Below are 12262 nucleotides of genomic sequence, written 5' to 3'. Positions count from 1 at the left end.
GTGGAGGACCTCCCGAGTGTCCCCAGGAGAACCGACATTGGTGGAAGTTGCCCCAATATTTCCTCTTCATGCTTCTTCTCGGAAGGGGTTTGAACGGCCTTGCCGAAGGTGAGGGACTGAGAGGTCCCTCCTAGCCCATAGGGTTCGAAAACGTGAGAGCAATCCGCCGGTTCACCGTCCGCACTGTCCTGCCCGCGGAGTTGGCCGCCCTCGGCGAGCTCGTGCACAACTTGCGCTGGTCATGGCACCCGGAGACGACCGACCTCTTCGCCGAGGTCGACCCGCGTCTCTGGGAGCAGGTAGGGCACGACCCCGTCGCCCTCCTGGGCGCCGTCGACCACGCCAGGCTGGCCGAGCTGGCCGCCGACCGCCGATTCCTGCGCCGTCTCGCCGATGCCGCCGACGACCTGCGCGAATACATCACCGCGCCGCGTTGGTATCAGACGCTGCCCGACGCCGCGAGCGCCATCGCCTACTTCTCCCCCGAGTACGGCATCGCCGCCGCACTCCCTCAATACTCCGGCGGCCTGGGCATCCTGGCCGGCGACCACCTCAAGACCGCCAGCGATCTCGGGGTGCCGATCCTCGCGGTCGGCCTGCTGTATCGCCACGGCTACTTCACCCAGTCGCTTTCGCCAGAGGGCTGGCAGCTGGAGCACTACCCGTCACTCGACGCGGGCGGCCTGCCGCTGACCCTCCTGAAGGAGGAGGACGGCACCCCCGTCAAGATCCGCATCTCGCTGCCCGGTGAGCGGGTGCTGCACGCGCAGATCTGGGTGGCCCAGGTGGGCCGGGTGCCGCTGCTGCTCCTCGACTCCGACGTGGCCGACAACGACGCCGCGGCCCGCGACGTCACCGACCGCCTCTACGGCGGCGGCACCGACCACCGGCTGCTGCAGGAGCTGCTCCTGGGCGTCGGCGGCGTACGGGCGATCCGGGCCTACTGCCGCATCACCGGGCACGCCGAGCCCGAGGTGTTCCACACCAACGAGGGCCACGCCGGCTTCCTCGGCCTCGAACGCATCCGCGAGCTGACCGAGTCCCGCCTCTCCTTCGACGAGGCGCTGGAGGCCGTACGCGCGGGCACGGTCTTCACCACGCACACACCGGTGCCCGCGGGCATCGACAGGTTCCCCGTCGACATGATCGAGCGCCAGTTCGGCGGCGACAACGCCTGGCCGACCGTGCCCGTCGAACGCATCCTCGCGCTCGGCGCCGAGGACCAGCCCGGCCGGTTCAACATGGCGATCATGGGCATGCGGCTGGCCCAGCGCGTCAACGGCGTCTCCGTGCTGCACGGCGCGGTCAGCCGCGAGATGTTCAAGAGCCTGTGGCCCGGCTTCGACGTCGACGAGGTGCCGATCGGCTCGATCACCAACGGCGTCCACGCGCCCACCTGGGTTGGCCGCGAGCTCATGGAGCTGGCCGGCCGCGAGCTGCCCTCGCTGATCGAGCGGGCGCGCGGCTGGGAGGGCGTCCAGAAGGTCCCCGACTCGGACCTCTGGGACATCAGGGGGACGCTACGGCGCCGGCTCGTCGAGGGGGCCAGGGTCAGGCTGCGCAAGGCGTGGCGCGACCGCGGTGCCTCCGATGCCGAGCTCGGCTGGATCGACGACGTGCTCGACCCCGACGTGCTGACGATCGGGTTCGCCCGGCGCGTGCCGTCCTACAAGCGGCTCACGCTCATGCTGCGCGACGCCAAGCGCCTGTCGGACCTGCTGCTCGACGCCGACAAGCCGGTCCAGATCGTGATCGCGGGCAAGGCCCACCCCGCCGACGAGGGCGGCAAGAAGCTGATCCAGCAGATCGTCAAGTTCGCCGACCGGCCTGACGTGCGGCACCGCATCGTGTTCCTGCCCGACTACGACATGGCGCTCGGCCAGCTGCTCGTCCAGGGCTGTGACGTGTGGCTGAACAACCCGCTCCGGCCGCTGGAGGCGTCCGGCACCTCGGGCATGAAGTCGGCGCTGAACGGCGGGCTCAACCTGTCGATCCGCGACGGCTGGTGGGACGAGTGGTACGACGGCACCAACGGCTGGGCCATCCCCACAGCCGACGGGGTGACCGATCCCGACCGGCGCGACGAGCTGGAGGCCGCCGCCCTCTACGACCTGATCGAGAACGAGGTGGCCGACCGCTTCTACGACCGGGCCGGTGACGGGCTGCCGCGCCGCTGGCTGGAGATGGTCAAGCACACGCTCACCTCGCTCGGCCCCAAGGTGCTCGCGGGCCGGATGCTGCGCGACTACGTGGTCGGCCTCTACCTGCCCGCCGCGCGGGCCGCCCGCGCGCTGGAGGCCGACTCCTCCGCCGGGGCTAAGGCGTTCGCGGCCTGGCGCGTACGTGTCACGCGGGCCTGGCCCGGCGTCCGGGTCGAGCACGTGGAGTCGTCGGGCGTCGGAGACGCGCCCGAGGTCGGCGCGGCGCTCGAAATACGCGCCACCGTCGCGCTCGGCGACCTGGAGCCGGGTGACATCCTGGTCGAGGCCGCTTACGGCCGGGTCGGGCCGCACGACGAGCTGATCCACCCGGCCTACGTCGAGCTGCGGACCGAGGGCGCCGACGACGACGGCCGGGCCCACTACGTGGGTGAGGTGCCGCTGGACCGTACCGGCGCGTTCGGCTACACGGTCCGGGCGGTCCCGCACCACCCGCTGGCCGCCTGCCGCGCCGAGCTCGGCCTCATCGCCGTTCCCGAGGAGCCCGCGGGGATGACGAACGGCATGCTCCGCTGAACGTAGTAACGAACGGGCGGGGCGGGTCGTGGTGATCGGGCTGGGTGGGCCGTGCAATAGGGAAAACGCTGGAGGAGCGTCATAATCGAGACCGTGGACGACAGCGCGAACGGCCTGCGGGCAGACACTCTGGTGGCGACGGTCCGCGGCGTGCTTCCGTCCCTGACTCCGGCCGCGCAGACTGTCGCCCGGCTCATCCTGGAAGACCCGGCGACGGTGGCCCGCAGCACGATCACCGAGCTGTCCGCCGCCTCGGGCACCAGCGAGGCGACGATCGTACGTACGGCCAGGCTCCTGGGCTTCGCCGGCTACCCGCAGCTGCGCCTCGCCCTGGCCGCGGCGGCCGCCCAGCCGGACCGTCTGGTGCCGGGTGACCTGGCGCCCGACGATCCGCTGTCGGAGGTCATCCAGAAGGTGGCCAGGGCCGAGTCGGAGGCGATCAACGACACGGTCGCCCAGCTCACCTCGGAGCGCCTTGGCCTGGTCGTCGACGCGATTGTCGGCGCCCGGCGGGTGGACGCCTACGGCGTGGGCGCCTCGGGTCTGGTCGCCGAGGACGTGGCGCAGAAGCTGCTGCGCATCGGCCTGTCCAGTCACGCCTTCCAGGACGCCCACCTGGCGCTGACCAGCGCCGTGCTGCTCAAGCCCGGCGACGTGGCGATCGGCATCAGCACGTCGGGCGAGACGCCCGACGTGCTCGAACCGCTGTCGAGGGCGGGGGAGGCCGGCGCGACGACCGTCGCCATCACCAACAACCCCCGCTCGTCGATCGCGGAGCTGGCCGAACACGTGCTGATCTCGGCCGGGCGCGAGACGGAGTTCCGTCCCGGCGCCCTGGCCAGCCGGATCAGCCAGCTCCTCGTCGTCGACTGCGTGTTCGTCGGCGTCGCCCAGCGCACCTTCGACTCCTCTCAGGAGGCGTTGCAGAGCACCAGGCGCGCCGTCAAGGAGTTCACCAGGCGAGCGACACCCGCACGTCGTCAGCCTTGACGAACATCACCCGGTGCCCGAACTGGATCTGCAGGTACTTCGTCTTGCCCTTGACCACCTTGTGGCCGGCCTCGTCGAAGGTGACCGCCCGGTAATACTCGGTGGCCGCGTTCCCGGCCAGGGTGTACTTCTCTCCGGCCGAGAACGTGTACTGCAGCGGGGTCACCGCCTGGTACGGGATGTCGGCCGGGTATGCCTCCTGCTCCGGGTAGGCCCTGCCGTACACCGGGACGGTCGCCAGACCCGGCTTGGGCGTGACCACCAGGCCAGCGGATGGGACGGCGGTCGGCGCGGAGCGCGGGTTGTAGAACCAGCTCTTCTGGCCGAGGTACCAGATCGCGGTCCAGTCGCCCTGCCGGTCGGCGACGGCGAACCGCTGGCCGGTGCTCGCCCTGGCGCTGTGGTCGTACACGCTGTAGAGCGAGTCGTTGGTGCCCGTCGGGTGCTTGCCGATGTCCTTGATCAGCGGCGCGTCGTCACGCGGCTCGGTGCGCAGCCACACGGTCCCGGCGGGGAGCGGCGGGCAGGCGGCCTCCGGGTTCTTGCGGTCGCAGCCGTAGAAGTACGGCTTGTTGGTGGCGAAGTCGGGCCTGATCATGATGGAGCCCGCCTTGGGGCCGCCGAAACCATGCAACGGCGCGCCGATCAGGTCGAAGTAGTGCTTCCAATCCCAGAACGGGCCCGGGTCCTCGTGCATGCCTCGCACCGTGGTCGGCAGCGTGCCCGGCACGTTGTCGTGGCCCAGGATGTGCGCCCGGTCCAGCGGCACGTCGTACCTGGCCGCCAGGTAGCGTACGAGCTTGGCGGACGAGCGGTACATCGCCTCGGTGTACCAGGTGCTGCCCTCGGCCAGGAAGCCCTCGTGCTCGATGCCGATCGACTTGGCGTTGATGTACCAGTTGCCGGCCTGCCAGGCGACGTCCTTGCCCTTGACGTGCTGGGCGATGTGGCCGTCGGTGGAGCGCACCGAGTACTGCCAGCTCGCGCCGTAGTTGACGTCCTGGTTCAGCTTGATCGACGGGAGGAAGTAGCCCTCCATGTCATGGATGACGATGTACTGGATCTTCTGGCTGACGGGCCGGTTGGCCAGGTCGTAGTGGCCGTAGTCGCCGTTCGGCTTCTGCGCGTAGGCCGACGGGATCCACTCGCAGGAGATCGACCTCGGGCATTCGACACCGTCGCGGCGCGGCGGCCGCAGGCCGAGCTTCTCCAGCCACTTCTCGATCCGCTCCAGGCCGGGGATCGGCGTGAGCTTGACCTGCTGCCCGTCGTCGGTGACCCGCTCGGCGCCGTCCTCGATCGTGCTGTAGACCTCGTCGGCGAAGACCTTGGCCGCCTCGGACTCGTCGGCGCCGGAGTATTTGGCGACCGCCCCGTACCACTGGGCCGGGTCCGCGCTCAGCGGCGCGCCGATCGACTTCTGGTAGTCGGCCAGCAGCGCCGCGCCGCCCCTGATGTTCGTGGCGGCGTCGGACCGGAGCGCCTCGTGGCTCGCGCCGGTCAGCTGGGCGGCCTTCTCCATGGTCTTGAGCGAGGCTGGGATCTCGGTGGGCGCGACCGCCGTCGCGACCGGGGGTAACGGCCTGGTCTCGTCGCCGCGCGCGTCCTCCTCACCCTCGCCGTGGTGGTTGGACCCGGTGAAGGCGGCGGCGTCGGTCAGGTGCATGGGGCCGAATCCGGCGTCGTTGCTGGGCTGCCCGGCGTGGGCGTCCCAGCGCGACTCCAGATAGGAGACACCGAGCAGGACGCTCTCCGGAACCTGGAACTCCTTGGCGGCCGCGGCGAACGCCGCCTGCCGATCCGGGGGTTGCTCGGCAGTGGTGCCGGCCGCGGCCGTCATGTTGACTAATGGCAGCAAGGCGACCACCGCGATCGCCAGTGCTCTGCGCATCTACTGCTCCTCGACTGGGGGAATATCGGAGTCAGCGTCTCAACATTTTCCTTCTTCGGCGAGAGCTTTGCGAAGACATTTTTCAGGACATCACGCCCTATGGTGGGGCGGGTGACGTCGATCGTGACCGGTGCGGCCGGGTTCATCGGCCGCGCGCTGACGTCGGCCCTGCTCGCGTCCGGCTCCCCGGTCATCGCCATCGACCGCCTGCCTGTCGAGGAACAACCCGGACTCACCGTGATCAAGGCCGACCTGCTGGACCTGGAGCCAGGGGCCTTCTCCGGCGCGGAAGAGGTCTACCACCTGGCCGGGTGCGCGGGCGTGCGCGACGCCGCTCCCGGAATCGCCTGGCGACGCCATCGGGACAACGTGCTCGCGGGCGCGCGGGCGCTGGCCCTCACGCCACCCGGCGTCCCGCTCCTGATCACCTCCTCCAGTTCGGTGTACGGCGGAGCGTCCCACGGCCGGCCCAGCGCGGAGTCCGACCCGGTCCGCCCCGTCGGCGGCTACGCCACGAGCAAGGTCGCCCTCGAACGGCTCTGCCTCGACCGCCCCGACGTCACGATCGTCCGGCCGTTCACCGTCGCGGGGGAGGGGCAGCGGCCCGACATGGCGCTGTCGATCTGGTTACGCGCCGCCCAGGAGGGCCGTCCTTTGCGCGTGCTCGGCTCGCTCGACCGTACGCGGGACGTCACCGACGTACGCCAGGCCGCCCGCGCGATGATCGAGCTCATCGGCGCGCCCGGCATCGTGAACCTCGGCACGGGCCGCGGCCACACCCTGCGGGCCATGGCGGAGGCGGTCGCCACGGTGACCGGAGCCCGTCTCACCTTCGACGTCGTGCCCGCCCCGCTCGAGGAGCCCGGCGACTCACTGGCCGACACCCGCCGCCTCCACTCGCTGCTCGGCTGGACGCCGCATACCGATCTACTGGACTTGGTCCAGCGCCAGCAGCTTGTAATGTCCTGAGCATGGGTGATTTCGTACGCGTTGAAGTGGCCGACCAGATCGCCACGATCCGGCTTGACCGTCCCAAGATGAACGCCCTCAACGGCCAGATGCAGCACGAGCTCGGCGAAGCCGCCCGAGCCGTCGACGCCGATCCCGAAGTGCGCGCCGTCGTCGTCTACGGCGGCGAGCGGGTCTTCGCGGCCGGCGTCGACATCAAGGAAATGGTCGTCATGTCCTACGCCGACATGGCCGCCCACTCCCGCGGGCTCCAGGGCTGCTTCACCGCGGTGGCCGCCATCGGCAAGCCCGTCATCGCCGCCGTCACCGGCTACGCGCTGGGCGGCGGCTGCGAGCTGGCCCTGTGCGCCGACTTCCGGGTGGCCGGCGAGTCGGCCAAGCTGGGCCAGCCGGAGATCCAGCTCGGCCTCATCCCCGGCGCGGGCGGCACCCAGCGCCTGCCCCGCCTGATCGGCCCCGCGCGGGCGAAGGACCTCATCTACTCGGGTCGCCACGTGCCGGCCGCCGAGGCGCTGTCGATCGGGCTGGTGGATCGGGTGGTGCCGGACGCGGAGGTGTACGCGGCGGCGCTGGCCTGGGCGGGGACCTTCACAGGCGGGCCCGCCGTGGCGCTGCGGGCCGCCAAGCAGGCGGTGGACCAAGGGGTGGAGGTCGATCTGGATACGGGGCTGGAGATCGAGCGGCTGCAGTTCTCGGGTCTGTTCGCGACGGACGACGCCAAGATCGGGATGCGGGCGTTCACGGACAAGGCCGAACCGAAGTTCACCGGCCGCTGACGGACGGCCACTCGCCGTCGGCCGGCGGCGAGTGGCCGCTTCGGGCTTAGGCGTGGCGGCCTGGGATGACGACGGTCGTGAGTGCCCGGGGCTGGAGGACCACGGTCCCACCGGTGACCGGACTCGCGGTGAGCGCGTTGGCGTTGTCGGTCACGTACGCGGTGGCCCGGCCGTACACACCGTGCCACGTCACGGCGGCGGTGCCGGTGTTGAGCACCTCGACCACCTGGGAGCCGTCGGGGTTGCGGAACGCTGAAACTTTCAGCGCCGGATCGGCCGCCGCCGCGTCCACCCGTACCGCGCCGGGCCGGATGAACCGGCTGTACGCCGCCAGCGCCCACAGCCGCTTGGAGACGTGATACGTACCCGCGGCCTCGTCGATCTGGAGCAACGCCCGGGTGGCGCCGCGCGAGGCGCCCAGCCAGTAGACGTAGCCGCTGACGTTGCCGAGCGTGAGCGCGTCATGGACGGCCTGTGCGATCGTGAAGCCGTCGTAGCCGCTGCCGTCGTCCCAGCTCTCGTCCCAGGTGGAGCCGTTGGGGTTCCACTCAGACATCCAGGTGTTTCCGCTGGTCGGCAGCGGCCCGTCCACTGGGCTGGCGTACGTGTGCCCGGTGTGCGTCTTCACCCAGTGGCGGGCCTCGGGGTCGGCCTCGATGGCGGCCGTGTACGCCTTGGCCTCGGTCCAGCCGAAGGAGTCACAGCAGGCCACTTTGAGACCCTTCACGCCCTTGGCGATCGGGCCGAGCACCTTGACGAACTCGGCGGCCTGCTGCGGGGTGAACCGCATGGAGGCGTACGTCGCCGTCCAGTCAGGCTCGTTGGTGAAGCCGAGGTCGGTGATCCTGATGCCCTCACGAGCGTAGAACTTCGCGTATTGCACCAGGTAGCGGGCATAGGCTTGCCGCCACTCCGGCTTGAGCGTGCCGCCGTTCTTGTCGTCGCCGTTGTCCTTCATGTAGGCGGGCGCGCTCCAGGCGTCGGCGTAGAACCGCTCGACCCCGTACCCCTTGGCCGCCTTCGCCACCCAGACCTGGCTGTTGTCCTCGCCCTCCCACACGTACTTGGGCGGCGCGTCCGGCCCGCCCGGGTCTTCCGGCTGGATGGAGACCATCTGGTCGTACGGGCTGCCCACGGGAGCGGAGCCGATGCCGAGCCGCAGAATGCTGAGCCCGGCGCCCTTGTCGCGGTTGAACCACAGGTCGAGGATCTCGCGCCGCTGCCCCTCACCGAGCGCCTTGACCAGCTCGTTGCGGCGGAACGCCTGGGAGATCCCGAACCCGTCGATGTGCTGATGCCGAACGCGCTCGCGCACGGTGATCGCCGGGGGATCCGCCAGGGCCGGGGCCTGGATGATGGGTAGACCGAGCAGAGTGATCGCGACAACGCCTCGTAACATGCCGCCTCCGAAACTTTCGGAACCTTCGTGATAATTTCGCCCCCGGAACCGTAAACACCCACCGCCCCTTCGTCAACCTCTTCGGTGGTCGGCCGCCTGCTGCCTGCCATCAGCTGGTGCTGCTGAGGTCGATCGTGTTGAGGGGCCGGGTGTTCCGTCAGCCGGTGCTGCTGAGGTCGATCGCCGGAAACGTCACCGGTGTCGGTGGTTGGCCGGCCTGCACTATCCAGGCTTCGCCGGTCGCGCCGTGTCGGGTGAGGGTTTGGACCGCGTCGGCGACTTCGTCCGGGTCGGCGATGGCGAGGTGGCTACTGAGAACGTGGTCGCGGATACCGGCGAGCATCGGTGTGTCGACGAAACCCGGGCAGACGGCGTTGATGGTCACACCGGATTCGGTCAGGGCGGGCGCGAGTGACCGTACCAGCCCGATGATGGCGTGCTTACTGGCGGAGTAGACGGGGTCGAACGGGTTGGGCGCGATGCCGGCGAGGCTCGAAGTCACCACGATGGCGCCGCCGCCCGCCGAGACCAGCGCCGGCAGAGCCGCGCGGATGCCGAACATGGTGCCGTCGATGTTGACCGCGATGATGCGGCGATAGCAGTCGAGGTCGAAGTCGTCGCCGGCGCCACCGGCGCCGCCCGTCCCGGCGTTGAGATGCACGATGTCGAGCCTGCCGAAGGCGTTCACCGCGGCCTCGACGGCGATGTGGTTGTCCCGCTCGCGGGCGACATCCGCCGGCACGAACACACCTCCGACCTCGGCGGCGACGACCGGGCCCGCCACCTCGTCGAGGTCCGCGATCACCACGCGGGCCCCGGCCCGGGCGAAGCGCCTGGCCACCGCGGCGCCGATGCCGCTGGCTCCTCCGGTGATCAGCACCACGGTCGTCATGAGGACACCTCCCGTTCCTGCCCGGTCTCGATGTCGACGCGCGCGCCCGCGCGCCGCAGGTAGATCTGGCTGCTCACCTCGAGGGCGACGAACACCGCCACGTACTGCAGCCCGCTGACCAGCGGCACCCGGTCCACGGGGAGTGTGTACGCCAGCACCACCCGTACTCCGGCGTCCAGCACCAGCCCGACGCCCCAGATCGCGGTCGCCACCCGCATCATGTGCCGGAAGGCCGGTGAGTCACGCCACGCGATCTCGGCGCGTTCGTGGGTGGCTCCGGTGGTGAACGAGCGAATGGCCTGGTGGTAGAAGGGCGTACGCGGCAGTGTCGCGAGCATCCACAGTCCCGCGACGGCGGTCATCCAGCCGTCCTTGGCCAGCAGGAAGCGCGTGCTGCCGGTGAGGAACGACACTGCGACGCTGAGCACAAGGATGCTCAGGGTGAACACGGCGAGCCCGTCGACCCGCCTCCGCTTGGTCACGGTCCACACCGCTCGAACCCCCGGCGGTACCACCCCCAGGGCTAGCGCGAGCCACTGGCCGACACCGGCGGCGCGTAGGCCGTAGAAGATCGCGAGCGGGGCCGCCACGTTGAGGACGAGGTTGATGACGACCTCGCGTCGCGGGTCAGGCGATTTGCCGCCTGTGGTGGCAGGTGCGGTCATCTCTGTGCCCCCACCTGCAAGGCAATCGAGTCGACCTCGCCGCCGCCGCTGCGCGGTCGCCAGGCCCGGAAGAGGGAGCCGGTGGTGACGAGGGCGAGGACGAGAACGGCGAGCCAGGCGATCCAGCTGCCCGGCGTGGCGAGGTCGCCCGTGTCCTGGGTGAGGGCGTGGTTGAGCACCTGAGCCTGCCAGAACAGCCAGGCGAGCGGTACGGTGCCCGCGAGTGTGAGCGCCGTGGCGGCCACGGCCGTGGCGGGACTCCACTGGCGCAGCCGGAAAGTCACGGCTCTGACGACGAGAGCCAGCACGGTGACGGCGATGAAGTAGGGAACCCAGAAGGCCCAGAGCCCGGGGTTGACGATCGGCACGGACGCGCCGTCCGCGGTGGTCACCGGCGAGAGCACCCGCTGCGCGAACAGCGCGGCGATCAGCACGACGGCCAGGACGATCTCGACGATCAGGTCGCTCCAGCGCGCCGGTCGCGGATTCTCGATCGTGACCAACCGGTCCGGCGTCCAGGGCTCGATGGGTTCGGTGGTCTCGGGGTGGGCGCCGCGCTGGCGATCGGCGATGGCGAACAGGGCGGTCACGCCGACCACGAGGTACATCGCCACGGTCAGCGTGATCCCGATGGGGCGGAAGATCGCCGTCCACGCGTTCTCGCCGTGGGCCCGCAGGACGAGGGCCAGGACGACGTACAGGGCCGGCAGCACCGACCAGCACGCCACGCGCAGTGCGTGGACATAGCCGGGGTAGGTGTCGGGGCCGATGAGGGCCATGGCCCGGTGAACGTAGCGGGCGGCCAGGTGTGCGGGGTCGCCCAGCTCGCGTAACGCCGCGTACTCGGCATCGGCCGGCGCCTCGCCGTGGGCGGTGCGGGCCTCGATGTCGTCGGCGATCGCGGCACGCAGCTCGCGCTCGATCTCGCGGCGGTGCCTCTCGGGTAAGTGTCGTACGGTGTGGGCGACATAGCGGTCGGTCAGCGAAGTGGTCACAGTTCCTGCCCTTCGATCTCCAGGCGGGTGAGGGCCTTGTCGATCCCCTGCCACTCACGCAGCAGTGCCCGAGCGAGGCGGATGCCGTCCTGGCTGGTGCGGTAGAACTTGCGCGGACGGGCCTCACTGGTGTCCCACTCGCTGGTCAGCAGACCTTGGCTCTCCAACCGGCGCAGCAACGGGTAGAGGGTGTTGGCCGCGACCGGCACCCCCGCGCGATCAAGCGCCTCCAGCAGGCCGTAGCCGTACCCCGGCGTCCGCAAGGCCAGGAGGCTGGCCAGCACCACAGAGCCACGGCGCAGCTCTTGCCGGTGCGCATCGAGCAATTCGGACTCGTTCACACCGGACACGATAGTGTGTGTCACACAGTATAGTCTAGGCCACAACGATGTGCTGCACCTGCCTCCGGCTATGGCGCCAGGCGCATCACAGCCGCTTGGACCTGCCCCACCGCTGACATCGCCGACAGGCGTTCACAAAGGGCTCGCCGATCGGCGCTTCGCGCTTTGAAGACTCGGCGTTCTTCCTTGGCGCTTGCGCGCACTGCACGGCCTTCGCTTCGCTCAGACGCCCCCTGAGCGCGGGCTCCGCCCGCGCGCGCTTCGCCACTGGTTTACTTCCAGACAAATTGTCATTCGTTGGCCATAGGGGATTAGCAGGTATTTCTGCGGCGGCTATCGCACATGGCCAAAAAGCAGAGAGCTCCAGAAAGCGTCCGCAACCTCGTCTATCCAGCGATCTGTCTCATGAACTACCCTTTTTCCCCTGACGCTCATTGTGCGACGGATGTAGCGCACCCCGCCGAGCGTGACCAGTTCGTACACGACCGGCTGACAGTCGCAGGTCCACCGCAACACCCGCGCTTCAGGCTCGCCCTCATGCGGCGGCATCCACAACAGCGGTTTGTATTCCGGCCGAGTGGGAATGTGCGGCGATTCGCAGTGCGGCGG

General features: G+C 69.8%; 10 protein-coding genes. 4 read left to right on the top strand and 6 right to left on the bottom strand.

Annotation, left to right across the window (positions count from 1 at the left end; translation table 11 throughout):
* Positions 1 to 152: 152 nt before the first annotated feature.
* Together glgP and ACGFJ2_RS14710 are read left to right on the top strand one after the other, a co-directional pair.
* Positions 153 to 2735 (top strand): alpha-glucan family phosphorylase, encoded by a 2583-nt coding sequence (gene glgP / locus ACGFJ2_RS14715; protein ID WP_358178585.1) that lies wholly within the window; start codon positions 153 to 155, stop codon positions 2733 to 2735.
* 93 nt (positions 2736 to 2828) lie between these two features.
* On the top strand, positions 2829 to 3725 hold the full coding sequence (locus ACGFJ2_RS14710; RefSeq protein ID WP_225292140.1) for a MurR/RpiR family transcriptional regulator: 897 nt from the start codon (positions 2829 to 2831) through the stop codon (positions 3723 to 3725).
* Here ACGFJ2_RS14710 and ACGFJ2_RS14705 read toward each other — a convergent pair.
* The gene (locus ACGFJ2_RS14705; RefSeq protein ID WP_393468182.1) at positions 3688 to 5616 is read right to left on the bottom strand and encodes an N-acetylmuramoyl-L-alanine amidase; all 1929 of its coding nucleotides are present in this window, start codon (positions 5614 to 5616) and stop codon (positions 3688 to 3690) included. The genes ACGFJ2_RS14710 and ACGFJ2_RS14705 overlap by 38 nt on opposite strands.
* 111 nt (positions 5617 to 5727) lie before the next feature.
* Here ACGFJ2_RS14705 and ACGFJ2_RS14700 point away from each other — a divergent pair, with 111 nt between their 5' ends.
* Both ACGFJ2_RS14700 and ACGFJ2_RS14695 read left to right on the top strand, forming a co-directional pair.
* Positions 5728 to 6585: an NAD-dependent epimerase/dehydratase family protein gene (locus tag ACGFJ2_RS14700; RefSeq protein ID WP_393468179.1), complete on the top strand. Its 858-nt coding sequence runs from the start codon at positions 5728 to 5730 to the stop codon at positions 6583 to 6585.
* Positions 6586 to 6587: 2 nt separating this feature from the next.
* Positions 6588 to 7361: an enoyl-CoA hydratase/isomerase family protein gene (locus ACGFJ2_RS14695; protein WP_393468176.1), complete on the top strand. Its 774-nt coding sequence runs from the start codon at positions 6588 to 6590 to the stop codon at positions 7359 to 7361.
* Positions 7362 to 7407: 46 nt separating this feature from the next.
* Here the strand turns inward: ACGFJ2_RS14695 and ACGFJ2_RS14690 are convergent, their stop codons facing one another.
* The 5 genes from ACGFJ2_RS14690 to ACGFJ2_RS14670 all read right to left on the bottom strand — a co-directional run bounded on the left by ACGFJ2_RS14690 (position 7408) and on the right by ACGFJ2_RS14670 (position 11653).
* The gene (locus tag ACGFJ2_RS14690; protein WP_393468173.1) at positions 7408 to 8760 is read right to left on the bottom strand and encodes a glycoside hydrolase; all 1353 of its coding nucleotides are present in this window, start codon (positions 8758 to 8760) and stop codon (positions 7408 to 7410) included.
* Positions 8761 to 8917: 157 nt separating this feature from the next.
* Positions 8918 to 9652: an SDR family NAD(P)-dependent oxidoreductase gene (locus ACGFJ2_RS14685; protein ID WP_393468170.1), complete on the bottom strand. Its 735-nt coding sequence runs from the start codon at positions 9650 to 9652 to the stop codon at positions 8918 to 8920.
* Positions 9649 to 10317 carry a VC0807 family protein gene (locus ACGFJ2_RS14680; protein WP_393468167.1) on the bottom strand — a complete coding sequence of 223 codons (669 nt, stop codon included), beginning with the start codon at positions 10315 to 10317 and terminating at the stop codon, positions 9649 to 9651. The genes ACGFJ2_RS14685 and ACGFJ2_RS14680 overlap by 4 nt, the downstream gene beginning before the upstream one ends.
* Positions 10314 to 11312 (bottom strand): permease prefix domain 1-containing protein, encoded by a 999-nt coding sequence (locus ACGFJ2_RS14675; protein WP_393468164.1) that lies wholly within the window; start codon positions 11310 to 11312, stop codon positions 10314 to 10316. The genes ACGFJ2_RS14680 and ACGFJ2_RS14675 overlap by 4 nt, the downstream gene beginning before the upstream one ends.
* Entirely contained in the window at positions 11309 to 11653 is a 345-nt protein-coding gene (locus ACGFJ2_RS14670) for a PadR family transcriptional regulator (RefSeq protein ID WP_357950051.1), read from the bottom strand. The genes ACGFJ2_RS14675 and ACGFJ2_RS14670 overlap by 4 nt, the downstream gene beginning before the upstream one ends.
* Positions 11654 to 12262: the final 609 nt, after the last annotated feature.

This window comes from Nonomuraea sp. NPDC049028 (genome assembly GCF_043197735.1).
Taxonomy (GTDB): domain Bacteria; phylum Actinomycetota; class Actinomycetes; order Streptosporangiales; family Streptosporangiaceae; genus Nonomuraea.
The sequence above is the reverse complement of the archived record's forward strand: the minus strand, read 5'-3'. Positions and strand labels throughout refer to the sequence as shown.